The following is a 22908-nucleotide window of genomic DNA, read 5'->3' as shown; positions in this document are numbered from 1 at the left end:
ATAATACAAAAATTGAGTCTGCTTTTAGGAGCAAGTTGCTTAAAACACTGTATTATTTGACAAAGCATTTTTAGCACTGCAAAAAATTACTCTCATGATTACAATAATTGTCCGATAATAAAGGATATTCCAGAATAATTTTAAGGTGGCGGGGCATGTTAAAAACTGTTGCGAAAGGGATTTTCAAATCAAATAGTAAAGAAACAGTTGATTTTACTGAAAGAATTATACGAGCTTATTATAATAATCAAAAAAACACTGAAAAAGAAAATTTTCAAGCAAAAATATCACAAGAAAACTATGTTTCGAATACAAATAATTCTGATGATTATGCAAATCACAAATTAAATTTAAATTCAGAATTACAAGAAAATCATGATTCACCTTTTTTCGATTTGCCAAATATCGATGAATCAGTTTCAAATGATCTAGAACATCCTTATGGTTATCAAGCAGCAGAAAGAAAAAATTCTCAAGAAGAAAAACCCGTTAAAGCTAATAAAGATGTTAAAGTATCGCAATCAAAAAAAAGAAATCCCCAAATTATTTCGATTGGAGGGGGTAAAGGTGGTATTGGAAAAAGCTTTATTTCTGCAAATATTTGTGTGAGATTAGCCTCTCTCGGATATAAAGTTTCTGTAGTTGATTTAGATTTAGGAGCGGCAAATCTTCATACTTGTCTTGGTGTACCAACACCTCGCATTGGAATCGCTGATTTTATTCATGGAAATGTTTCGTCCTTAGAAGAAACTGGAATTAATTGTTGCCTTCCAAATTTAACATTATATGGTGGCGGGCAGGAATTTTGGCAACAAGTTAAACCACAAAGTTCGCAAAAAATTAAGTTAATTACAAGACTGCAAGAATTGGATGCTGATTTTGTAATATTAGATTTAGGTGCCGGAACTCATGTTCATACCCTAGATTTTTTTATTTTTTCTCATGGTGGTATCTTAGTTGTTGCACCTGAACCAACAAGTATTGAAAATGCGTATGTATTTATGAAGAGCATTTTATATAGAAAAATTCAAAGTATTTGTAAAGCATTTGATATTGAAGAATCTATTGAAAAAGAACTTTTAAATCAAATCTCAAACCCTAAAAACTCAGAAACACCATTTTCGCAGTTGGTGAATTTTTCACAAAAATATAGTGAAGTTGGGAAACAAATTAAAGATATGATTGAAGCAACAAATATTGGTATTATTATGAATCAGGTAAGAACAAAAGAAGATAAAAATTTAGGTGAATCGATGTCTGTTATTTGTAATCGTTACTTTGGATTTACATCTCAATTTTTAGGCTCTATTAAATATGATGATGCAGTATGGAAATCAGTACGAGTTAAACGCCCCTTAGTACTTGATTATCCTTTATCTACAATCGCTGTTAATATAAATAATATTACCGATAAATTAACAAAAATTTTTATGCAAGATGTTAAAAAAGATAATTTAGAAAAAGCTGGATAAAATTATGAATGTTGCAAATAAAAAAATAAATCCGTTAGAAATTCTAGATATAAAAGACGGTGATTTATCAATTAATAAAATAGAAATAGCATATCGTAGTAAAAGAAAATATTTAGACGAAAAATTTCAAGGAAAACAACAAGAGGGATTGGTTTATTATGATCAATTAGAAAATGCTTTTCAAGAATTAATTAATTATATAGAACAAGATGCTTCACCAGATAATGAAGATGTTGTCATTTCTGCATCTTTGCTACCTATAGCAAAACCAAATCCTGTTAAAACTAGTTATAATAAAGAAGATAATATAATTTATATGAAAAAAAATTATGAAAATCCTAAAAACTTTTATAAAAATCAGCAAAGTTTTTCTAAATCTCATTCTGATACAAATTTAAATAATCGAGTTAGAGCTTACAATGCAGAAAATCAAGAAAATATAAAAGAGTTAGAGGATATTATATCAACATACGAAAAAATTTCTGGAAAAATTCTTAAAATATTAAGAGAAAAAATGAATGTAAATTTAGATGAGATGTCTAGTAAAATTAAAGTAAGTAAAAATTATCTTGAAGCAATTGAAATAGACTCATTTGATAAATTGCCCGCAGAGGTTTATGCAAGAGGTTTTTTTAATTCTTATTTAAATTACTTAGGTCTTGACAGAAAGGATCTTGTTGAAGCATTAATGGATCTCTATAGAGGCCAAAAAAGGTTGATTAAAAAAAGGTAATTTTGTCATCCTTAGGCTAAATACTTAGGTTGACAACGTATGGATAGCATTACGCAACTCATTGTAACAGATGAATTTAATAGTGAAAGATTAGATGTTTTTATTACTCGTGTTTTTGATGTGATTCCAAGTCGTTCTTATTCTAATAAATTAATATTAAATAAAAAAGTAAAAGTTGATAACAAATTTCAAAAGCCTTCGTTTAGACTTAAAACAAATCAAATAGTTGAAGTAGACTTGTCTTTTGTATTTGATAAAGAAATTAGTCCACAGGCAGAAGATATTCCTTTAAATATTTTATTTGAAGATGAACATGTAATTGTTATAGATAAACAGGCTGGAATGGTGGTTCATCCAGGAGCTGGTGTGAGTTCTGGCACTCTAGTCAATGCATTGCTTAATCGCTGTGGTTGCGCATTGCCTTCACTTGGCAGTTCGGCACGGGCAGGAATTGTGCATAGACTTGATAGAGATACCAGCGGAGTTATGGTTGCAGCAAAGACGCAACTCGCTTTAACCAATTTATCAAAACAGTTTGCAGAACATAAACAAATACGAAAGTATCATGCAATTATTTTTGGTCAATTGCAGCCGTTAGAGGGTAAAATAGAAACTTGGCATGGAAGAGATACTAAAAATAGAATTAAGTTTTCTGTACAAAAAGAAGGTAGCGGAAAAATTGCTATTTTAAATTATATTACACACGAAATATTACGTAGTGGATTGTTTTCTTTGGTTGAGTGTCAGCTGCATACAGGAAGAACGCATCAAATAAGAGTTCAATTAAGTTATTTAAACCATGGTATTCTTGGTGACGCTTTGTATTCAAAAATTCCCCCTTATATTATATCAGATAAAAAACTTTTTTCATTAGTTTCAAAAAATGCTAACAGACAAATGTTACATGCAGTTCATTTGGGTTTTGATCATCCAATTACCGGAGAAGCATTAAATTTTAATTCTTCTTATCCTGTGGATTTTTTTAATATGCTAAACTTGATAAGATAAAGAAAATTGTTTAAAGGTATCCATAAATGAATAAGAAAATTTTAGACAAATTTTTAGAATGTGGGTATTTTATTGGTATACCAAATCAAAAGAAAATTTTTTGCTTAATTCCGAAATTGAATACTTCAAATTTTGAGTGTTACCCAAGTTTTTATTTAAATGATTTTTACATGTCCCAAGAAAAAAGTTTTTTTACTTCTGATGAATTTTATGATGTAAGTTTTTCTAATTTTTTTGACTTATTGAATAACGAATTCTCAGAAAAACCAGAAATTATTTGGGATAAAGTTGAAAAAGATTATTATTTTAATAGATTTTCATCTTTAAAGAATGAAATTATTAATCAGCGATTAAAAAAAGGAGTCCCTTTTACATTTTTAAGAGGAAATTTTTTAATAGAAAGAAAGCATAAAGTTTATTTTATAAAAAATTTATTGCAAAACTCAAGTGAGTCATCATATATTTATGGATTTTGGTGTAATAATTGGGGTAGTATTGGAGCCACTCCAGAGTTATTATTTACGCAAGAAAATAATATTATTAAAACAATAGCATTAGCAGGAACAATGCAGTATAATAAAAATTTTAATAAATTAGATATAATTATGGATTCTAAAATTAGAAAAGAGCATTTTTGTGTTATAGAAGGTTTAAAATATTCTTTATCAAATATAGCAGATGTTTTAATTGAAAATACAGAAGTTTTGCAACTTTCTAGTTTAGTACATTTAAAAACGAATATTACAGCTAAAATTTTTGATGATATAAAATTTAATTTTGTTGAAATTCTAAAAAAAATTCATCCTACAGCAGCAGTGGGTATATTGCCTAAAAATTCTGTATCAAAATGGTTAAATTATTGTAAAATAGAATCCTCTCATAGAGGATATTATGCATCTCCTTTTGGTGTTTTAATTGATAAAAACCACTCATTTTGTGTGTGCACCATAAGAGGTATTCAATGGAATGCAAATGAATTAAAAATTTGCGCTGGAGGCGGTGTTATAGAAGAAAGTTCTTTTGATTTAGAATGGCAAGAAATTATTTCAAAAATTGATGCTATCAAAAAAAACTTAAGCATTTAATAATCTGTTATCTTACAGTAACAGAAAAATCTGCCGTGATGCTTGGATATTTTTTCATGCGCAAGGTAAAGTTATAGTTACCCCTTGCATACTCTGGCATTATAAAATTAAACAAAGTGGGATCATGCAATGAATTGAGTTTAATAGAACGATTTTCTTCATCTAGAATTTCAAAATCTTCTTCGTTGCTTGCAAAACTAGTTTGGCTTCTGTCTAAAGTTTTTATTAAATTAATTTTAAAATTTTGGGTTTTTAATCCAGCATATGCAGTTAAGTTATATTCATTTAAATCTGTTGAAATAGGATTGTATTGCTGCAGGACAAATTCGGGTTCTGCTGCTGTAACTAATGAAACAGTATCTATTATCTCTTTATAAGTACCTATCACTTTGTATTTAACGTTAAAGTTAACGGTCTTATTTTGCTCTGGAGGTTTCCCATCGTCTTGAAATGCACAAATTTTTCCCTTTTTAGGATACATAGAAAAACCACTTTGTTCTGGGGAAAAGGATGTTATGTACGAATTTTGTTTAGTGATATCTTGCTCATTTCCATCAGAATCTATTAAAATTACATTGTAGTCAATACAAGAATTAATTGGAATTGTTGAATTATTATTGGAAAGACGAATTTCTATAGACGCAATTTTGGGTGTGAATTTGATTTTTTCTTTGGTAAATGCGGCAACCAACGAAATAGTATTTGTTATCTCTTCTTTAGCTACTTTATTGTATTTAACATGAAATTCAACCATTTCATTTTCTGATGGATAGAATAAATTATTAGTTCCATCAACTTCAAATGCACATATTTTTCCTTTTGTAGGATTTACGGAAAAACCTCTTTTTTCTGGATAAAAAGATGTCGTATACAAATGTTTCATATTAGTGATACTATGCTTTTTCCCATTAAGATCGACTGCAATGACACTGTAATCAACACATTCCCCAATTTGAATTGTTGAATTATTAGGAATATTAGGTGTTTTGAGAAGATGAACTTCTATAGATTTAATTTCAGGAGATCCTAAAATTTCGTCTTTTTGTACAACTTGAATTGGAAACAGTAACTCCACATTAGCCGCTTCATTGACTTGAAAAATTAAATCATAATTTCCATAAGAAAAATCTTTGGGTACTGTAAGATAAAATAATGAAAAATCGTTTTCTGGTACTTTTTTTATTTGAAATAAAACGTTATTTTCATTTTTATTTCCAAAAACGGTAATTTTTTCTATAGAATTTAAACGTTCAAACTTTTCGTTTATGTTGTGTTGCACCCAGATACTAAAAGGCTCTGAATTACCATCTAAAGGTATAAAAGTTTGCAGACCTAATTGTGTAATATTAACAATACTTGGAGTTTCAGATACAGTTACAATATTTGAAATAATTTGATCTTCTAAAACAAAATGAGCGCTAGCGCCAATATGAGCTATTTTCTTAATTGACTCTGTGTTAGATAATATTACAACATTATATGCGCAAATTTTTTGTAAATCTTTGTCGAGAAAAAATTGATTTTCGCTATCAATTAATTTTAAATGTTGATTCACAATTTTTGTATCTAAAGAAGAAATTATCTTGTAGTTGCTACAGGTACCAGCAGGAATAGTTTTATACTTAATCTGAACTTCAGTATTTTTCACAGATTTGTCAGAATTATAATTTTGTAAACTTTTTTTATCTTTAATGTTACAACTTAATAAATTTGCTAATAATAATATAATGATATATGAGATAAAAACACTTGCATACCAAAACATGCTGCCTCCTTTTTTAAAATATTTTGTTTTTATTAGACTGAAGAAAAATTTTTAATAAAACAAAGTGAATTAAAATATAACACATATCTTTAAAAATATTTATATAAAATTTATTTAACTTTATAAAAACAATTATTAAATTAGCAATAAAAAATTGCTCTCGCCTTTATTGTGCTGTTAAGCCATTGTTGTGTTGTTGTGGTTAAATTTTAAAACTTCATGTCTCGATGTGAGTAAATGATTCCTTTTTGCTTAATATTGGATAGGTTAAATTTTTGCTTTGCGTCATGTTTGGGTAGATTCATACCCCCCTTTCTCTATATTGAAAATAAATGTAAAGTCGCTAATTGTTAGGGCAGCTGACTTCTTTCTGGGAGCAGTTGTTCATTTGTTAAATTGTCATTTTATTTTTGGAGTATTTCATGAATATTCATGAGTATCAGGCAAAAGAACTTCTTTCCCATTTTGGTCTTACCATACCTCAAGGCAAGCTTGCGTACACCGCAACTGAGGCTGAATGGGCTGCACGTAGTCTTTCTTGCGGAAAAAATGGAAAAATTGCTGTGGTAAAAGCACAAGTTCATTCTGGTGGACGCGGTAAAGCAGGTGGCGTAAAAATTGCAAAAACTCCTGAGGAAGCGTTTGCTATTGCAGAAAAAATGATTGGTATGACGTTGGTAACCAATCAAACTGGTCCACAAGGAAAAAAAGTACATAAGTTATTAATCGCAGAAGGATGTGAAATAGATAAAGAGTATTATTTTGCACTTGTTGTCAATCGTGAAACCGCTTCAATTGGTGTTATGGCATCTACCGAAGGTGGAATGGATATTGAAGAAGTTGCAGAAAAACACCCAGAAAAAATCATTACTGCAGATATCGACCCAACAGTAGGCTTACAAGATTTTACAATTCGTAAATTAAGTATTGGGCTAGGTTTTGGTTTAGGGACGCCTCTTGCAAAAGACTTTGCCAAAACTCTTAAAGGGTTATTTCAGGCATTTATGGCTTATGATTGCTCTATGGTAGAAATTAATCCACTTGTTTTAACCAAAAAAGGTTCATTAGAAATTTTAGACTGCAAAATGAGTTTTGATGAAAATGCATTATTTAGACATCCAAATATCTCTGATATGAGAGATTACCAAGAAGACGATCCCAGAGAACTTGAAGCATCAAAATATGGTTTAAGCTACGTATCTCTAGAAGGAAATATTGGGTGCTTAGTAAATGGCGCAGGCTTAGCAATGGCAACAATGGATATTATTAAACAATCCGGTGGACAACCTGCAAACTTTTTAGATGTAGGTGGTGGTGCTAGTCAAGAAACAGTAACCCAAGCATTTAGAATTATATTAAGAGATAAGGCTGTTAAAGGTATATTTGTTAATATTTTTGGCGGAATTATGAAGTGTGACGTGATTGCAAATGGTATTGTTGCAGCAGCAAAAGAATTAGGATTGACAGTTCCTTTAGTTGTTCGTTTAGAAGGAACAAATGTAGATCTTGGTAAAAAAATACTCAGTGAATCTGGCTTGAATATTCTTAACGCTTCATCGATGGGTGATGGAGCGCAAAAAATCGTTGCAGCTGTAAAGTAACAAAAAAGATCATAAAGGGTTAAAAAATATGTCTATTCTTGTTGGTAAGCAAACTAAACTTATTTGCCAAGGTATTTCTGGAAGTGCAGGTAAATTTCACTCAGAAAAATGCGCAGAATACGGAACACAACTTGTCGGAGGTGTGGTTCCTGGTAAAGGTGGCACTACGGTTCTTGATCGTCCTGTGTTCAACACCGTTGAAGAGGCGATTAAAAAAACAGGCGCAAATGCGACGATGGTTTTTGTTCCGCCTCCATTTGCTGCAGATTCTATATTAGAAGCGATTGATGCGGGTATTGAGCTAATTGTTGCAATTACAGAAGGCATTCCTGTTTTAGATATGTTGCGAGTAAAAAAGGCATTGCACAATGCGAATGGCCGCACACGTTTAATTGGACCAAATTGCCCTGGTGTTATTACTCCAGGTGATAAATGCAAAATTGGAATTATGCCTGGGCATATTCATCTCCCAGGTAGAGTTGGGATTATTAGTAAATCAGGAACGTTAACTTATGAAGCAGTTGGCCAAACTTCTGCATTAGGAATTGGGCAGTCTACTTGTGTTGGAATTGGTGGCGATCCCATTAATGGGACAAGTTTTATTGATGTGTTAGAAATGTTTCAAAAAGATTCTGAAACAGATGCAATTATTATGATAGGTGAAATTGGTGGTAACCTAGAAATTGAAGCTGCAGATTGGATTAAAAGAAATATGAAAAAACCAGTTGTTGGCTTTATTGCTGGACAAACCGCGCCTAAAGGCAAACGCATGGGGCATGCTGGAGCAATTATTAGTGGCGGTAAAGGAACTGCAGAAGAAAAAATTGAAGCAATGAAATCTTGTGGCTTGCACGTTGCCATGAGTCCTGCAGATATGGGAATTACGCTTAAAAAAGCTTTGGGTATGTAATACTTAAATAGCGGAATTTTGAATTGTTTTACGCCTGCCATAAAAATTATTTTATAGCAGGCGTAAAAAATTTAAAAAAAGTGAAACAATAAAAAATATTTTAAATTTATGTTATTTTTTTAATTTTTATATATCTTGACATTGTTTTAAATTTGTATAAGATTATTTTTAATCTGTTTTTTCTTTAAAAAATGGCAATTATAATGCGAATAAACATTATTAAAATAGCGCCAATTAGTATAAATAAATTAAAAATTATTACTATTATTATTCATTTTATTTTTAGTTACACGTATGAGCTTATAGGTTTTATTGGTCCATCGATAACATTGTTAAGTTTATTGCTATTGTTTAATAAGTATCATTTTTTAAAAATATTAGGTCTAAAATGGAAGATAAAGCATTTATTTTTGTTTATATTTACAATGCTTTCAGTATTTTTAGTTCTTTTTTTATCGATTATTAATATTAATTATTATAATGTTGTTTATGAAATTAATACAAGTATTTTTATTTATATTATTGGACAAACTTTGGCAGAAGAAATTGTATTAGGTTTTTTTCTTGTTAATAAATTAGAATCTATAAATAATTTTAATATAAAATTTTTATCAATAATATTACTGGCGATTTTTTTTGCAATTTTACATCAAATTTTTTACACAAATCCAATTCGTCATGTATCTGAATGTCTTTCTGGTTTTTCTCTTTTAGGATTGTTTATTTTTGGGTTTATTCGGATTGTTGGTTATCTGATTTTTTTTAACATATCTTTTTCTTGGGCTATTCATTTAGGATGGAATACGCTATTTTTACCTCTTTTTTTTATTGATAACAATGGCATAAATTTATCAGAGCCAAGTAAATTTAATTTAATTTTTTCTCAGAAAACTATTATTTTAAATTTAACCTCTGTATTTGTAGTAATTTTTTTAATTTATTATTATTATAATTATAAAATTTTAAATCAAAAAATAGATCTAAAATTTTCTACATAAATTATATAAAAATTTATAGTTTTGGAAGCAATATCAATGTATCATCACAATGTTTTATATTTTTTGATTATTTTTGTTTTTTTTATTATTTCTGTTATAGTAAGGAAAGTAAAAATAAATAAAATTATAGGTTATAGAACTTTTAAAAGCTATTCTTCTATAGAAAATTGGAGAGTTTTAAATGATAAATTCTCTGATTATTTAATTATAAGTCAAATTATAGGTTTTTTATTAAATTTATTTTTAATTTTTATTAAATATTTTTTTATATCTTCTGAATATGCTTTTGTTTTAATAGATTTTGCGTTGGTTTTTTATGTTATTTTTAGTATTATTTATATATTAATAAAATTAAATGAAATTGAAAAAAAATTATGAAAAAATATATTATTATTATAATATTAATTTTTATATCTAGTAAAAACTTTGGTTGAGGCAAAAAAATTTGTTTATTTTTGCGAAAAATTGAATACAAATCTTGAGATATCAGGAATATTATCTAGAAATTGTAATGATTTTTCAAATGTAAAAATCCCTAAAAAAAATATGCTGTACAATTATTGTTAGGAGAGTGCTCTTTAAACTGTGTCATTGAGAGACATATGAGGCCGCTTGTAATTATGCCAATTAATATTTATTTTAGTTTCTAACCAAAAAAGTGTTTTTTACTTAAAAGTTATTTCAACATCTTTGCCAATAATAGCTGCAAGTTCAGCAATAGAGAGCATAGTAAGGTTGCAATCGCCTTTTATGATTTTCGACATTTGTCTTGGGCTTGAATGCATTCTACGCATAAGTTCATTAAAGCCAATGCTTTCTTTAGCCATATAAACAGCGACTTCTTTTGAAATGGTATCTTGGAGTTTTCTGAGCAGTATTGTTTCTTTTGAAACTTCATGATTGATTTCATCTAATTCGTCTTGTGTAAAATAGTTTTTTCTAATTTCACGCCAGTTTTTTCTCATAATTTCTCCTTTATTTCTCTTGCCTTTTGAATATCTCGCTGTTGCGTTGATTTATCACCAGCAACAAGCAAAATAATCAGTTTTTCATTTTGGAAAGTGTAGTAAACTCGAAAACCAGCTCCTTTTGTTCGAGTTCTTAGCTCATATAAACCTCCTCCCAGATTTTTGGCATGGATTCATAGACAAAGGTTTCCAATAGACCAAAAAGTTTAGCGATTTCCTTTTTGTCAATTTTAGGAAGATCCTTAAACCATTTTTCAACTGGCCTTTTTCCTCTTCTGTCTTCCCAAAACTCGACATCCCACATATATATCTCCTGCCTATCGGTAAAAAATCGATATACTTTAGTATATCGATTAAAGCTTAAAATTCAAGGAATTTTTTGAGCGAAGTTCAAGAATAAACCCCACCACCATTTCAATTCAACCTCTATTTATGATGTTTAAAAAATAATTATTTTTAATTGAACAATCTAAAAATTCATTTTTGTAGCTTTAAAAGGGAGAAATTTACAATGAAATATCCATTGTAAAAAGCACAACAACAGATAGATTTATCTTTTACTTCATGCAAAAAAAAGGTTTCAAACAGCAGAATTTTTTTTCACATAAAGAGTTTTCTCGACTTTTGCTACAATATCTCCTACTTCATCAAAGATAAAAACTTCTTTATTAAAAATGTGTTTCTTTTTTTCTTTAGATTTTAAAATAATTTCATCTATTTCTTCTTGGGTGAACTCAAAATGCGCTTTCACTTTTCCTTTGCCAGGTTTTAAATATTCAATTTTAGAAGCTTTATCCCACACTATATAGCTGGAACCTAATTGTTTAATGAGTATTAGCATATAAAAAGGATCAGTCATGGCATACAACGAGCCGCCAAAATGAGTTCCAACGAAGTTTTTATTGTACCAAGTTAAGTTCATTTCAGTATCTAAGCTTAAAAATTTATTATCAATATTTCTAACTTTTATTCCTGCACCTAAATAAGGAGGCCAAAACCGCATCAATTTAAAGAGAAGATCTGTGGGCATTTTAGTTTTTAATTGATCAAAAATTTTCAAAATTTTTCCCTTTATACAAAAGAATTATGAAATGATAATATTTAAGCTCAAAAGTGCTGCTTTTACTTTTTCTACATCTCGGATTGTAAGTAAAATTTCGTTATTTTCAATAGTTCCGCCGCATGCTAGTTTGTTTTTTAAACTGGCGCAGAGTTTCTTTAAGCTTTCTTGATTTTGACTTTCTGGATCTGAAAAATTATAGATAATGATGACAGGTTTCCCTGCCCTACCCTTTTTTTCAATTTTGATGTGAGCTTTTCCTGATAAGTGTTTAGCGTTCTTTTCTTGAAGTACCTCGTTTTTCTTTTCAGAGTTTTTAATTGAGACTGCTTCAGAGTCAGATGAGTTTAATGAATTAGAAATACTCCCTTGCCACTCTAATTTTACTGGTTTTGGTTTTTTTTGAATTGTCATACTTACCTCAAATTTTAAGCAATTTTTTTAAGCAAAATTTTTTTCTTCACAAATGAGCAATCTGCATGTAAAACATACCGTTATCACTGTCCTACCAGTAATGACTTTTTATAAGGTAGGATTTGTTATTGCTACTAATTTTTGGAGTATATTATGTCAGTAAATCCTTGGCATCCATGGCATGCAGTCAGCATAGGAGATAAGCCTCCTTCACTTGTTACTGCAATCATTGAAATTTCTCGTGGTTCGAAAAATAAATATGAAATTGATAAAGAATCAGGGCTATTAAATTTAGATAGAGTTCTTTCTAGTCCTATGTATTATCCTATTAACTATGGTTTTATTCCACAAACTTACTGCGATGATTGTGATCCTCTTGATGTTATGGTTATTGGTCAGGAACCTGTGCAACCTCTTAGTATGATGAAGGTTAAGGTTATCGGATACATGAAGATGGTTGATGGCGGTGATGCGGACGATAAAATTTTAGCAGTTCATTGTGATGATCCTCAGTTTAAACATATTAATGATATTAAAGAAGTTGATGCATTTAACCCACATTATTTAAAAGAATTAGAGCAATTTTTTAAAACTTATAAGCTATTAGAAAACAAAAAAGTAGAAATTGTTGGCTGGTTTGGCAAAACTGAAGCTGAAAATGTGGTCAGCGAAGCAATAGATTTTTATAATCGTAATAAAGAAATGCTAAAAAAATAGTTTAGCATTATTAAATTTTTTTGAGTTGACTCTTTTGATTTGTCACAGGAGTATGAACCTTGCATGCAATTTCTGAAATGTGAGGTAGCCTCCTATGTCTACAGATCAAAATTTAAAAGTTACTCCCTTATATGATGAACATGTGGCATTTGGCGCAAAAATAGTGCCTTTTGCTGGTTGGAAAATGCCAGTTCAATACTCCGGTATCATTGACGAACACAAATGTACCAGAGCTGCGGTTGGGGTTTTTGATGTCAGTCATATGGGAGAGATTAACATCATGGGACGAGGCGCTCTTGAGTTTTTGCAACTCATGACGTTAAATGATGTTTCAAAAATTTCTATTGGCCAAGCACAATACAATGCGTTTTGTTATGAAAATGGAACATTAGTTGATGATATTGTTATTTATCGACGAGGAATCGACTCTTTCTTTATTTGTGTCAATGCAAGCAATATTGAAAAAGATTATCTTTGGTTAAAAGAACATTTACCTCAACAAGGAGTGATTCTCGAAAACTTAAGTTGTGATTATGCACAAATTGCTGTTCAAGGTTCATCAGAGTCGTAACTTAGTATCTGCAATTGTTGATATAAAAATTGAAAATTTAAATTATTATCATTTTAGTGAAGGAAAAGTTCTTGGCGCACCCTCAATTATTGCTCGAACTGGATATACTGGGGAATTAGGCTATGAAATGTACATTCCTGCTAGTGCTGCAGTGAAGGTGTGGAGAGGAATTTTTCAGGCAGGTAAATCTTTAGGAGTTAAGCCTTGTGGTTTAGGAGCCCGGGATACTTTGCGTTTAGAATGTGGATATTTACTTTATGGAAACGACATGGACAGTTCAACAACGGCATTAGAATGTGGTTTGTCTTGGATCACTAAATTTGAAAAAAATAATTTTATCGGTAAAAATTCACTTCTAAGTCAAAAAGAAAATGGACTACAGAAAAGATTAATTGCTTTTGAAATGCTTGATAAAGCAATAGGAAGAAGTGGCTACAAGATTTTTGCAACATCAGAACCAAATCAAGAAATTGGCATAGTAACAAGCGGATGCCCTTCTCCGTCTTTGTCAAAAAATATTGGAATGGGTTATGTTAGTTCAAATAGTTCTCAAGTTGGAACACAATTATGGATTGAAGTTCGAGGCGAAAAAAAACGCGCTGTCGTAGTAAAAAAACCTTTTTTTGTTCACGGTAGTGTTCAGTCTTAGTATTTTATTTGGAATCGTTTAATAGAAGGGAAAATTTATGCCGTCATCATTACCCAATGAGCTAAAATATACAAAAGAGCATGAATGGATAAGAATAGAAGGCGATAAAGCTTCTATAGGAGTAACAGGTTTTGCGCTTGAACAACTTGGTGATGTTGTTTACATTGAATTACCAGCAATAGGCAGTAGTTTAGTAGCGCATAAAGCTTTTGGGACAATAGAATCTACAAAAGCGGTAAGCGAATTATTTTCTCCCGCAACAGGTAAGGTGGTAGAAATAAATAATGCAATAGTCGATGCGCCAGAAAGTTTAGTTGCAGATGCATATCATAAAGGTTGGCTGGTTAAGGTCGAGATTGCAAAGCAGCCAGAAGAATTAATGACCGCAGATGAGTATGAAAAATATATCTCAGGAGCGCAGTAAATAGTTTAAAAATTTAGGTTGACGGGTATTGCTACCCGTCTTTTTTTTTGAGGGAGCTAATTATGTTAGAGCATCGTTTTCTTCCAACCACTGAGCAAGACAGAAAAGAAATGCTTGCAGCATGTGGAATAAAAAATATTGAAGATCTCTTAAATGGTATTCCAAAAAATTTACGGTTTAAAAATCAACTTTCAATTACAGAAGGTTTATCTGAAATGGAGATTAAAAGAAAACTTAATCTCTTATTTAAAAATTCCCGAAACAAAAAAAATGCGCTAAGTTTTATAGGAGCAGGTGTTTATGATCATTTTTGCCCTTCAGTTGTTAATCAATTAACATTAAGAGGTGAGTTTTTAACTTCTTATACACCTTATCAGCCAGAATTTTCGCAAGGGACATTACAATCGTTATTTGAATTTCAAAGCATGATTGCTGAAATTTTTGATATGGATGTTTCAAATGCTTCGCATTATGATGGTGCAACAAGCATGGCAGAAGCAGTACTAATGGGATTAAGAATAAAAAAAAATAGAAAAAGAATTTTAATTTCTAAAGGTGTCCATCCAGAATATGTAGAAGTGTTAAAAACTTATTTAACAAATCTTGGGGTAGAAGTTTCTTTAATACCAGTTGATGAAAACGGTGTGACTTCAAATGATTCGTTGCGCAATATGTTAGATGAAAATGTTGCCTTAGCTATTGTGCAAAGTCCAAACTTTTTTGGATGTATCGAGAATATGAAGTTGTTAAGTAACATGGTTCATTCAAAAGAAGCACTATTTGTTTCTAATATTACTGAGCCGTTAAGTTTATCATTATTTACAGCTCCAGGAGAATATCAAGCAGATATTGCAATAGGAGAAGGACAAAGTTTTGGTTTACCACAATCTTTTGGAGGGCCGTATTTAGGTCTTTTTACATCACGAATTGATTATGTCAGGCAAATGCCAGGTCGATTGTGCGGTGAAACAATCGATGCTCAAGGGAAAAGGAGTTTTACATTAACTTTAAGCACGAGAGAGCAGCATATAAGAAGAGAAAAAGCGACTTCTAATATTTGTACTAATCAAAATTTATGTGCTTTATGGGCGAGTATTTGGCTAGCTCTGGTTGGTAAAAGTGGTTTTGTAGAATTAGGTGAACAAAATTTAGCAAAATCAGAATACGCTAAGACAGAATTATTAAAAACTGGAAAAGTAAAATTAAGATATCCAAACTCATTATCTTTTAATGAGTTTATTATTGATCTAAATTTATCTTCAAAAGAATTTATTAGTAAGTGTATTGAACTCAATTTTGTTCCTGGTGTTTCTTTAGAAAGATTTTATCCTGAAGATAAAAACGGTTTGTTGGTTGCAGTGACCGAGAAAAAAACTCGAGATGAAATTGATAAGTTAGTAGATATTTTCAAAAAATTTGGATAAGGGAATAAAAATGAGTATTTTAAATAAATATACCACTCAAAATGTTGTTTTAGAAGAAAATTTATTATTTGAAAATTCAAGACCAGGCGCTAGAGGTATCGCATTTTCAAAACTAGATGTTCCACCTGTAGAGTTACATAAAAAATATTCTTCTTACTTAAGACAAAAAGCGGCAAAACTTCCGGAATTATCAGAGCCTGAAGTGGTGCGCCATTACACACGTCTTTCAACTTGGAATTGTGCAATTGATTTAGGATTTTATCCGTTAGGATCGTGCACAATGAAACATAATCCTAGGTTTAATGAAGACATTGCAAGAAGTTCCGAAATTTGTGAAATGCATCCTTACGATCCTGAAGAATGGTCACAAGGTCATTTACAAATTATGTATGAGCTTCAGGAAGATTTAAAAGAGATAACGGGATTGTCAGCAGTTTCTTTGCAACCTAGCGCGGGTGCTCAAGGAGAATTTACTGGATTATTATTAATTTCAGCATATCATCGTAATAAAGGTAAAAGTAAAAAAACAATTATTACTGCGGATACTGCACACGGAACAAACCCAGCAAGTGCAGCTTTAGCAGGATTTCAAACCATTCAAGTTAACACAGGTGAAAATGGTTATGTAACTTTAGAAGCAATTAGAGAAGTTTTAAATGATGATGTTGCTGCAATGATGATTACAAATCCAAATACTTTAGGTTTTTTTGAAAAAAATATTTATGAAATTTCTCAAATTCTTCATGAAAAAGATGCACTTTTATATATTGATGGCGCAAATATGAATGCAGTTTTAGGTTTAAGTCGTCCCGGAGATTGTGGCGCAGATGTTATTCAATTTAATTTGCACAAAACTTTTACAACTCCTCATGGAGGGGGTGGTCCTGGCAGTGGACCAATTGCTGTGAGTGAAAAACTAATACCTTATTTGCCAATTCCTCGTATTGAAAAAAACAATGATCAGTATTTTATGAATTATTCTCATTCAAAATCAATAGGAAGAGTTAAGTCTTTTTATGGAAATTATGGAATGTTTGTTAGAGCTTGGTGTTACATTAGGGCGTTAGGGGCAGAAGGACTTCGTAAAGTGAGTGAAGATGCAATTTTAAACTCTAATTATTTAAAATCACAATTAAAAAGTGTGTTAAATATTCCAATTGATGGCCAACATTTGCATGAAGTTGTTTTTAACGATAAAAATTTAAAAGAAAAAAATTGGGATACCAATAAACTTGCTAAAGCGCTTATTGATTATGGTATTCATCCTCCAACAGTGCACTTTCCTTTGTGTGTTAAAAACGCACTTATGATAGAGCCTACAGAAACAGAGAATAAAAATGAATTAGATCGCTTTATTTTATCTTTAAAAGAAATTATAAATTCTGAGGACGCAACCATGACATATCCTAAAAGAGTTTTTAGACAAAAAGTAGATGAGTCTAAAGCTGCAAGAGAATTAAAATTAAAATATCAATTTTTATAAGTTATTAAAGGGAAGATTATGTATAATTTTGAATATTATAATCCTGTAAAAATTATGTTTGGTCAAGGAACTATTGGGCATTTGCCAGCATTGTTAACTAATAGAAATAAAATTTTATTTGCGTACGGTAGTGGTTCAATAAAAAGCAACGGAATTTATGAACAAATCAAACAAGCTCTTGCGCATAAACAAGTAATTGAATTTCAGGGTATAGAACCTAATCCAGAATATGAAACTTTATTAAAGGCAGTAGAGTTATGTAAAAAAAACAATATAGATTTTATTTTAGCAGTTGGTGGTGGTTCAGTCATTGATGGCTGTAAATTTATCGCAAATGCTGTTAAATTTAAAAAAAATGATCCATGGTTAATTCTAGAAGGCTCAGAATCAGACAGTGCTTTACCAATTGGTTGTGTATTAACATTACCAGCTACAGGTACTGAGATGAATCCGTTTGCTGTGATTTCTCGAAGAAGTTTGGGACAAAAGAAGGATTTTACGTCTGCCCATTCTTTTCCACAGTTTTCAATTATTGATCCTACTGTAACTTATAGTCTTTCTGAGAGATATATTATAAATGGAATAATTGATCCGTTTGTTCATGTCACAGAACAATATTTAACATTTGACGTAAATTCACCATTACAAAATAGACAAAGTGAAGCTATTTTAATTACTTTAATTGAAGAGTCTGCAAAAGTATTTAAGGATCCAAATAATTATGATGTTCGCGCTAATTTAACATGGTGTGCCACACAAGCATTGAATGGTTTAATTGGGAAAGGTGTTCCGCAAGATTGGGCAACACACGCTATCGGCCACGAATTAACAGCTCTTTACGGATTAGATCATGCACAAACTCTTGCCATTGTGTTACCTGCATTACTTAAAAACCAATTTGAGAATAAAAAGCAACGACTCGCACATTATGCTAAAGCTGTTTTTAAATTAAATTATGCAACAGAAGGAAAACTTGCTAAAGCGGGTATTGATAAAACCGAGAAATTTTTTAGATCTCTCGGTTGCAAGACACGTCTTAATGAATATGGAATTCCTAAAAAAGACATAAAAAAAATCGCTACCAAAGTTTTAGAAACTTCAGCGGGAAAAAAGCTTGGAGAAAAAAAGTCAATTGGACAAGAAGAAGTAGTAGAAATTTTAGAATTATCTTATTCAAATAATTCATAATTTTTATTGTCACCTATGTTTTTTAGATTAAAAATTAAGCGACAATTCTTAGATTAAACATATTATTACCGCATACGCCCTCCTTTTTACACAAGTTTATAAATAACTTTTTAAATAATTGGAAGAAACTAACTGAAAATTTTAAATTACTAAAATCTGTAATTTAAATACATTTTGTAGAAAAAGCTTCTACAAAATGTATTTATATATAAGTAATTAATTGAGGTCAACCATGAATTAAAATTATTCTCCAAAATAAAATGTAATAAAATTGTTTTACAGAATATAGATCTTTGAATTAATTTTTATTACTCATTAGTTCTGTATTTTTTTGGTAAGTTAAAAAAGATAAATTATTATTAAAAAAAGTTGTTCTTTAATATTAAAATGAGTTAATAGCTACGCATAGCTTGAGAAGCTTGGTATTCATAACCTTAGTATAAGGAAGATTTAAATGAGTTTAAATATATGGAAAACCACAAAAGATTTTAAAGATATAAAATTAGAAAGAACAGAAGATGGCATTGCTAAAATTACAATCAATAGGCCTCATGTACGCAATGCATTTCGTCCTGAAACGGTACTAGAATTATTAGAATCACTTGAAATATGCCGCAATAATTCTGGTATAGGTGTCATTATATTAACAGGAGAAGGTAAAGAAGCATTTTGTGCTGGTGGTGATCAGAAAGTTAGAGGCAACGGAGGTTATGTAGGTGGAGATGGTGTTCCTAGATTGAATATATTAGATGTGCAAAAATCAATTCGATCGATGCCTAAACCAGTCATTGCAATGGTTGCTGGTTATGCAATTGGTGGAGGCCACGTATTGCATATTGTCTGTGATTTAACAATTGCTGCTGACAATGCAAAATTTGGGCAAACAGGACCTAAAGTGGGTTCTTTTGATGGAGGTCTAGGTAGTAGTTACTTAGCGCGTATTGTTGGGCAAAAAAAAGCACGAGAGATATGGTTTTTATGTAGACAATATAACGCAGATCAAGCATTAGAAATGGGTCTGGTGAATAGAGTAGTACCAATTGACGAACTAGAGTCCGAAACACTAAAATGGTGTCGAGAAATTCTTGAACATTCTCCTTTGGCATTACGATGTCTTAAAGCAGCTCTAAACGCGGATTGCGATGGGCAAATGGGCTTGCTTGATTTGGCAGGCAATGCCACTTTACTTTATTATTTAAGCGAAGAAGCGAAGGAAGGAAAAAATGCGTTCATCGAAAAAAGAAAACCTGATTTCAAAAAATTTGAAAGATTTCCATGAGGTTGTATGACTTTTTTATCTTTGAAAGCTTGGTTATTAGCTTCCCGACCTAAAACACTTGTTGCTGCAGTAACTCCAATTATTGTTGCTTCAGCAGCAGCATTTTCTACACTAAAAAATACAAATCAACATGTTGTTCTAATTTACAGCCTTTTTGCATTTTTAGCAGCCATTTTTATACAAATTGGTACTAATTTTATTAATGATGCCCTTGATTTTAAAAAAGGAGCAGATACAGAAACACGTTTGGGCCAAAAAGAGTAACGCAAAGTGGTATTTTTTCTGCAAGAAAAGTTATTATAGCTGGGTTTATTTGCTTTTTTTTAGCAGTTCTTATTTCGCTGCCTTTAGTGCTTAAAGGTGGAATTCCAATTCTTGTTATTGGAATTTTATCTTTGATATGTGCATACATATATACCGGAGGCCCATATCCTCTGGCTTATATAGGGTTAGGTGAAGTATTTGTGGTCTTGTTTTTTGGGATTGTGGCTGTAAATGGGCTTTTTTATATTCTTACAAACTCAATTGGTTTACCTTCATTGGTAGCGGGTGTTCAAGTTGGGTTAATGGCAACAGTCATGATAGCAATCAATAATTTTCGCGATTATGAAAGCGATAAATTGGTTGGTAAAATGACTCTTGCAGCGCGATTTGGTAAAAAATTTGCAAGGATCGAAATAATTTTTTTATATTTAGTGAGCTATTTACTTTGTGGTTTTTGGGTAATGACAAATAATTATTTAGTAGGATTACTTCCTCTTTTAACTTTGCCCTTTTCATGGATAGTTATTAAAGGAATATACAAAAAAAATCCTTCCAAAGAATTTAATAAATATCTGGCAATTTCTGCATTAACTCAATTATTATTTGGCATCTTTATGTTGCTAGGTTTTTTGATGTAGGTAAAATTTGATACTTAAAAATATAAATGAAAGTAAATTTAATATTGATAAAATTGAATATTCAATTTATGAACTAGAACCCATTTCTAGTTTAAATTCTAAATCAAAAGAAATGTTGCGAAGGGATGGTTGTCTTTTTCGAATTCATTTTAAAGATTTGGGAATTGGATATTCTGATTGTTTTTCTTGGCCAGAATTAGGTGATACCTCTTTGTCTGAAAAAGTAAAAATGGTTCAAGTCGGAAAAATGGATTTTCATATAGAAAAAAGTTTTTCGATTGCTAAAACTGATGCTTTTTATAGATTTAATAGAGAAAATGCATTTAAAAAATTATGCCTTATTAAAAATCATTTTACATGTGTTAATTTTAACTTATTAACAACAAATTTTATTGAAAATTTGAGAAAAGAAGGTTTTGAATACATAAAATTAAAGTGTGGATTCAATTTAGAAAAAGAAGCATCTTTTTTAAAAAAAATAGTTCCTATTTTAAAAATTTGTAATATTAAGGTAAGATTAGATTTTAATGGCTCTTGTTCATTTGACGGAATGTATCAATTTCTTCAAAGTTTAGATAAAAATTTGAGTGTTATTTCTTTTATAGAAGATCCTTTTAAAAATATAAATAATGAATGGATGCAAATTAAACAATTTTTTCCAGATCTGGGAATTGCGCTCGATAGAACAAATAATAATTCTGATTATTGTAATAAAAATGAAGCATATGATTATTTAATTTTGAAACCAGCTATACAGAACCATGATGAGATACTAAATTGTAAACATTATAATATAGAGAGAAAAAAAATTTTGTTTACAAGCTATATGGATCATCCATTAGGACAACTTAGTGCACTTTATGAAGCATCAGAATATTATAATAGTAATCATAATAATACACAAATTTGTGGTTTTTTAACTCATGATTTATATAAAAAAAATTCTTATTCAGAAAGAATTAAGGTAAATTTTTCACAGATAGTTCCTCCTCAGGAAGGATTTGGTTTTGGATTTGATGATCTTTTAGAGAATGAAAATTGGAGAAAAATATGGTAGAAATTGATTGGACTTCAAAAGAGTCTCTTTTTCTATATAACTCAAAATTAAGTTTAATAAAAAACTTTGATTTTAAAGATATAATAAAAATTTGTGATCTTAATGGTCATATTTTTATAGCAACTTCAGGCTCAACTGCAATGAATCCAGAAGATATCAAGTTTGTTGCGTTAAAAAAATTAGCAATATTAGAATCAGCAAAATCAGTGGTTGATCACTTAGAATATAAAAGCAATGATACTATATTAAATATATTACCTTATTTTCATATTAGTGGTTTAGCAAATTATGCAAGATCTTATATTTCTGGATGTAAAATAGTTGATTTGTATTCTGATAATTTAAAATGGAATCCTCATTATTTTGTGAGTGAGGCTCAAAAAATTAATGCAACAATTACATCTTTAGTTCCAACACAAATTTTTGATATAGTAAAAGAAAATTTAAAATCACCAAAATCGTTACGTGCTGTTGTGGTCGGTGGTGGAGCCATTTCTTTTGATTTGTATGTAAAAGCAAGAGAACTTTTTTGGAATATTTTACCAAGTTACGGAATGACAGAATGTGGGTCACAAATTGCAACCGCGGCAGTTGATTTTGTTTGGGATTCTGAATTTCCTAAGTTAGATATAATGAAACATTTAATAGTAAAAATCAATGAAACTGGTAATATATGTATTGCAGGAAATTCTTTGTTTAGTGGATATTTACTAATAAATGATAACAAATTATCATTTAAAGATTTTCAATTAGAGAATTTAAATGAAAATACAAAAATTAAGCCAACTAAATTTTTGGAAACTTCTGATATAGGCAGTATTATCGATAATAAACTTTGTGTGTATGGTAGAGGCGATAATGTAGTAAAAGTTTTAGGTGAAAGTGTTTCATTAGGTAAATTAAATTCTATATTAGATGCTATAAAGTTAGAGCTCAATTTAAAATATGATGTTATTATTTCTTCAATCAAAGATGAGAGATGCGAAAACAAAATTATTTTTATTTTTGAAGAAGAATGTAATTTTGATTTAAATAAATTGCGTATAATAATTGATGAATTTAATAAAAAAGTATTTCCTTTTGAGAAAGCTAAAATTTTTTATTTAGTTAAAAATATCCCAAAAACAAGCCTGGGAAAGATTAAAAGTTCGCAGTTATTAAATTTGATAAAAAATTCCTGTTTCTATGAATTATAGGAAA

26 protein-coding genes are annotated in these 22908 nt (G+C 30.2%); 20 read left to right on the top strand and 6 right to left on the bottom strand.

The features are described 5' to 3' along the window. The first annotated feature begins 155 nt into the window (after window positions 1–155). Genes Spiro2_RS12310 through Spiro2_RS12295 form a run of 4 tightly spaced genes read left to right on the top strand, consistent with a single transcriptional unit; the run spans window position 156 to window position 4298 of the window. Window positions 156–1472, top strand: a complete 1317-nt coding sequence (locus Spiro2_RS12310) for a P-loop NTPase (RefSeq protein ID WP_338636160.1) — start codon at window positions 156–158, stop codon at window positions 1470–1472. A 4-nt stretch (window positions 1473–1476) separates the two neighbouring features. Beyond that, window positions 1477–2205: a helix-turn-helix domain-containing protein gene (locus Spiro2_RS12305; RefSeq protein WP_338636159.1), complete on the top strand. Its 729-nt coding sequence runs from the start codon at window positions 1477–1479 to the stop codon at window positions 2203–2205. 39 nt (window positions 2206–2244) lie between these two features. Further along, window positions 2245–3213: an RluA family pseudouridine synthase gene (locus tag Spiro2_RS12300; RefSeq protein ID WP_338636158.1), complete on the top strand. Its 969-nt coding sequence runs from the start codon at window positions 2245–2247 to the stop codon at window positions 3211–3213. Between the two features lie 26 nt (window positions 3214–3239). Next, entirely contained in the window at window positions 3240–4298 is a 1059-nt protein-coding gene (locus Spiro2_RS12295; RefSeq protein WP_338636157.1) for a chorismate-binding protein, read from the top strand. A gap of 7 nt (window positions 4299–4305) precedes the next feature. Here Spiro2_RS12295 and Spiro2_RS12290 read toward each other — a convergent pair whose 3' ends face one another. Continuing rightward, complete coding sequence (locus tag Spiro2_RS12290) at window positions 4306–6063, bottom strand: hypothetical protein (protein ID WP_338636156.1); 1758 nt, start codon at window positions 6061–6063, stop codon at window positions 4306–4308. A 422-nt stretch (window positions 6064–6485) separates the two neighbouring features. On the opposite strand from Spiro2_RS12290, the gene sucC reads away from it, so the two are divergent. The 4 genes from sucC to Spiro2_RS12270 all read left to right on the top strand — a co-directional run bounded on the left by sucC (window position 6486) and on the right by Spiro2_RS12270 (window position 9950). Continuing rightward, window positions 6486–7664, top strand: coding sequence for an ADP-forming succinate--CoA ligase subunit beta (sucC, locus tag Spiro2_RS12285; protein WP_338636155.1), 1179 nt, complete (start codon window positions 6486–6488; stop codon window positions 7662–7664). Between the two features lie 28 nt (window positions 7665–7692). Continuing rightward, on the top strand, window positions 7693–8574 hold the full coding sequence (sucD, locus tag Spiro2_RS12280) for a succinate--CoA ligase subunit alpha (protein ID WP_338636154.1): 882 nt from the start codon (window positions 7693–7695) through the stop codon (window positions 8572–8574). Between the two features lie 203 nt (window positions 8575–8777). Then, window positions 8778–9572 (top strand): hypothetical protein, encoded by a 795-nt coding sequence (locus Spiro2_RS12275; protein WP_338636152.1) that lies wholly within the window; start codon window positions 8778–8780, stop codon window positions 9570–9572. Between the two features lie 36 nt (window positions 9573–9608). Continuing rightward, window positions 9609–9950 carry an SdpI family protein gene (locus Spiro2_RS12270; RefSeq protein WP_338636150.1) on the top strand — a complete coding sequence of 114 codons (342 nt, stop codon included), beginning with the start codon at window positions 9609–9611 and terminating at the stop codon, window positions 9948–9950. Between the two features lie 287 nt (window positions 9951–10237). Here Spiro2_RS12270 and Spiro2_RS12265 read toward each other — a convergent pair whose 3' ends face one another. The 5 genes from Spiro2_RS12265 to Spiro2_RS12250 all read right to left on the bottom strand — a co-directional run bounded on the left by Spiro2_RS12265 (window position 10238) and on the right by Spiro2_RS12250 (window position 12014). Continuing rightward, a complete protein-coding gene (locus tag Spiro2_RS12265; protein WP_338636149.1) occupies window positions 10238–10537 on the bottom strand; it encodes a hypothetical protein in 300 nt (99 codons plus the stop codon). After that, on the bottom strand, window positions 10534–10698 hold the full coding sequence (locus tag Spiro2_RS12805; RefSeq protein WP_422398043.1) for a type II toxin-antitoxin system RelE/ParE family toxin: 165 nt from the start codon (window positions 10696–10698) through the stop codon (window positions 10534–10536). Before Spiro2_RS12805 ends, Spiro2_RS12265 begins: the two co-directional genes overlap by 4 nt. Next, window positions 10674–10844, bottom strand: a complete 171-nt coding sequence (locus tag Spiro2_RS12260; protein WP_338636148.1) for a hypothetical protein — start codon at window positions 10842–10844, stop codon at window positions 10674–10676. The genes Spiro2_RS12805 and Spiro2_RS12260 overlap by 25 nt, the downstream gene beginning before the upstream one ends. A gap of 276 nt (window positions 10845–11120) precedes the next feature. After that, window positions 11121–11600: a DUF4442 domain-containing protein gene (locus tag Spiro2_RS12255; protein WP_338636146.1), complete on the bottom strand. Its 480-nt coding sequence runs from the start codon at window positions 11598–11600 to the stop codon at window positions 11121–11123. Between the two features lie 24 nt (window positions 11601–11624). Continuing rightward, a complete protein-coding gene (locus Spiro2_RS12250) occupies window positions 11625–12014 on the bottom strand; it encodes a translation initiation factor (protein ID WP_338636145.1) in 390 nt (129 codons plus the stop codon). Window positions 12015–12167: 153 nt separating this feature from the next. Between Spiro2_RS12250 and Spiro2_RS12245 the strand changes: the two genes are divergently transcribed. The 12 genes from Spiro2_RS12245 to Spiro2_RS12190 all read left to right on the top strand — a co-directional run bounded on the left by Spiro2_RS12245 (window position 12168) and on the right by Spiro2_RS12190 (window position 22904). After that, on the top strand, window positions 12168–12731 hold the full coding sequence (locus Spiro2_RS12245; RefSeq protein WP_338636144.1) for an inorganic diphosphatase: 564 nt from the start codon (window positions 12168–12170) through the stop codon (window positions 12729–12731). A gap of 94 nt (window positions 12732–12825) precedes the next feature. After that, window positions 12826–13302, top strand: coding sequence for a hypothetical protein (locus Spiro2_RS12240; protein WP_338636143.1), 477 nt, complete (start codon window positions 12826–12828; stop codon window positions 13300–13302). Then, window positions 13265–13951 carry an aminomethyltransferase family protein gene (locus Spiro2_RS12235; RefSeq protein WP_338636142.1) on the top strand — a complete coding sequence of 229 codons (687 nt, stop codon included), beginning with the start codon at window positions 13265–13267 and terminating at the stop codon, window positions 13949–13951. Before Spiro2_RS12240 ends, Spiro2_RS12235 begins: the two co-directional genes overlap by 38 nt. Window positions 13952–13988: 37 nt before the next feature. Beyond that, window positions 13989–14375: a glycine cleavage system protein GcvH gene (gcvH, locus tag Spiro2_RS12230; RefSeq protein WP_338636141.1), complete on the top strand. Its 387-nt coding sequence runs from the start codon at window positions 13989–13991 to the stop codon at window positions 14373–14375. 62 nt (window positions 14376–14437) lie between these two features. Further along, on the top strand, window positions 14438–15799 hold the full coding sequence (gene gcvPA / locus Spiro2_RS12225; RefSeq protein ID WP_338636140.1) for an aminomethyl-transferring glycine dehydrogenase subunit GcvPA: 1362 nt from the start codon (window positions 14438–14440) through the stop codon (window positions 15797–15799). A gap of 10 nt (window positions 15800–15809) precedes the next feature. Continuing rightward, the gene (gcvPB, locus tag Spiro2_RS12220) at window positions 15810–17282 is read left to right on the top strand and encodes an aminomethyl-transferring glycine dehydrogenase subunit GcvPB (RefSeq protein WP_338636139.1); all 1473 of its coding nucleotides are present in this window, start codon (window positions 15810–15812) and stop codon (window positions 17280–17282) included. Between the two features lie 18 nt (window positions 17283–17300). Further along, the gene (locus tag Spiro2_RS12215; protein ID WP_338636138.1) at window positions 17301–18470 is read left to right on the top strand and encodes an iron-containing alcohol dehydrogenase; all 1170 of its coding nucleotides are present in this window, start codon (window positions 17301–17303) and stop codon (window positions 18468–18470) included. 454 nt (window positions 18471–18924) lie between these two features. Next, window positions 18925–19749, top strand: coding sequence for a 1,4-dihydroxy-2-naphthoyl-CoA synthase (gene menB, locus Spiro2_RS12210; protein WP_338636137.1), 825 nt, complete (start codon window positions 18925–18927; stop codon window positions 19747–19749). Window positions 19750–19755: 6 nt separating this feature from the next. After that, window positions 19756–20013 (top strand): hypothetical protein, encoded by a 258-nt coding sequence (locus tag Spiro2_RS12205; RefSeq protein WP_338636136.1) that lies wholly within the window; start codon window positions 19756–19758, stop codon window positions 20011–20013. An 11-nt stretch (window positions 20014–20024) separates the two neighbouring features. After that, window positions 20025–20651 carry a prenyltransferase gene (locus Spiro2_RS12200; RefSeq protein ID WP_338637770.1) on the top strand — a complete coding sequence of 209 codons (627 nt, stop codon included), beginning with the start codon at window positions 20025–20027 and terminating at the stop codon, window positions 20649–20651. A 7-nt stretch (window positions 20652–20658) separates the two neighbouring features. Further along, a complete protein-coding gene (locus Spiro2_RS12195; RefSeq protein WP_338636134.1) occupies window positions 20659–21708 on the top strand; it encodes a hypothetical protein in 1050 nt (349 codons plus the stop codon). After that, window positions 21702–22904 (top strand): AMP-binding protein, encoded by a 1203-nt coding sequence (locus Spiro2_RS12190; RefSeq protein ID WP_338636132.1) that lies wholly within the window; start codon window positions 21702–21704, stop codon window positions 22902–22904. Before Spiro2_RS12195 ends, Spiro2_RS12190 begins: the two co-directional genes overlap by 7 nt. Window positions 22905–22908: the final 4 nt, after the last annotated feature.

Source organism: Spirobacillus cienkowskii, from assembly GCF_037081835.1.
Lineage (GTDB): Bacteria > Bdellovibrionota_B > Oligoflexia > Silvanigrellales > Silvanigrellaceae > Silvanigrella > Silvanigrella cienkowskii.
This window is presented reverse-complemented; position numbering and strand designations above follow the sequence as displayed.

Coding starts and splice junctions, on each gene's coding strand:
- Spiro2_RS12295 (WP_338636157.1), top strand. CDS start 3,240: ATGAATAAGAAAATTTTAGACAAATTTTTAGAATGTGGGTATTTTATT.
- Spiro2_RS12310 (WP_338636160.1), top strand. CDS start 156: ATGTTAAAAACTGTTGCGAAAGGGATTTTCAAATCAAATAGTAAAGAA.
- sucC (WP_338636155.1), top strand. CDS start 6,486: ATGAATATTCATGAGTATCAGGCAAAAGAACTTCTTTCCCATTTTGGT.
- Spiro2_RS12240 (WP_338636143.1), top strand. CDS start 12,826: ATGTCTACAGATCAAAATTTAAAAGTTACTCCCTTATATGATGAACAT.
- gcvPB (WP_338636139.1), top strand. CDS start 15,810: ATGAGTATTTTAAATAAATATACCACTCAAAATGTTGTTTTAGAAGAA.
- Spiro2_RS12265 (WP_338636149.1), bottom strand. CDS start 10,537: ATGAGAAAAAACTGGCGTGAAATTAGAAAAAACTATTTTACACAAGAC.
- Spiro2_RS12270 (WP_338636150.1), top strand. CDS start 9,609: ATGTATCATCACAATGTTTTATATTTTTTGATTATTTTTGTTTTTTTT.
- Spiro2_RS12300 (WP_338636158.1), top strand. CDS start 2,245: ATGGATAGCATTACGCAACTCATTGTAACAGATGAATTTAATAGTGAA.
- gcvH (WP_338636141.1), top strand. CDS start 13,989: ATGCCGTCATCATTACCCAATGAGCTAAAATATACAAAAGAGCATGAA.
- Spiro2_RS12190 (WP_338636132.1), top strand. CDS start 21,702: ATGGTAGAAATTGATTGGACTTCAAAAGAGTCTCTTTTTCTATATAAC.
- gcvPA (WP_338636140.1), top strand. CDS start 14,438: ATGTTAGAGCATCGTTTTCTTCCAACCACTGAGCAAGACAGAAAAGAA.
- sucD (WP_338636154.1), top strand. CDS start 7,693: ATGTCTATTCTTGTTGGTAAGCAAACTAAACTTATTTGCCAAGGTATT.
- Spiro2_RS12245 (WP_338636144.1), top strand. CDS start 12,168: ATGTCAGTAAATCCTTGGCATCCATGGCATGCAGTCAGCATAGGAGAT.
- Spiro2_RS12290 (WP_338636156.1), bottom strand. CDS start 6,063: ATGTTTTGGTATGCAAGTGTTTTTATCTCATATATCATTATATTATTA.
- Spiro2_RS12205 (WP_338636136.1), top strand. CDS start 19,756: ATGACTTTTTTATCTTTGAAAGCTTGGTTATTAGCTTCCCGACCTAAA.
- Spiro2_RS12235 (WP_338636142.1), top strand. CDS start 13,265: ATGCACAAATTGCTGTTCAAGGTTCATCAGAGTCGTAACTTAGTATCT.
- Spiro2_RS12215 (WP_338636138.1), top strand. CDS start 17,301: ATGTATAATTTTGAATATTATAATCCTGTAAAAATTATGTTTGGTCAA.
- Spiro2_RS12305 (WP_338636159.1), top strand. CDS start 1,477: ATGAATGTTGCAAATAAAAAAATAAATCCGTTAGAAATTCTAGATATA.
- Spiro2_RS12250 (WP_338636145.1), bottom strand. CDS start 12,014: ATGACAATTCAAAAAAAACCAAAACCAGTAAAATTAGAGTGGCAAGGG.
- Spiro2_RS12275 (WP_338636152.1), top strand. CDS start 8,778: ATGCGAATAAACATTATTAAAATAGCGCCAATTAGTATAAATAAATTA.
- menB (WP_338636137.1), top strand. CDS start 18,925: ATGAGTTTAAATATATGGAAAACCACAAAAGATTTTAAAGATATAAAA.
- Spiro2_RS12260 (WP_338636148.1), bottom strand. CDS start 10,844: ATGTGGGATGTCGAGTTTTGGGAAGACAGAAGAGGAAAAAGGCCAGTT.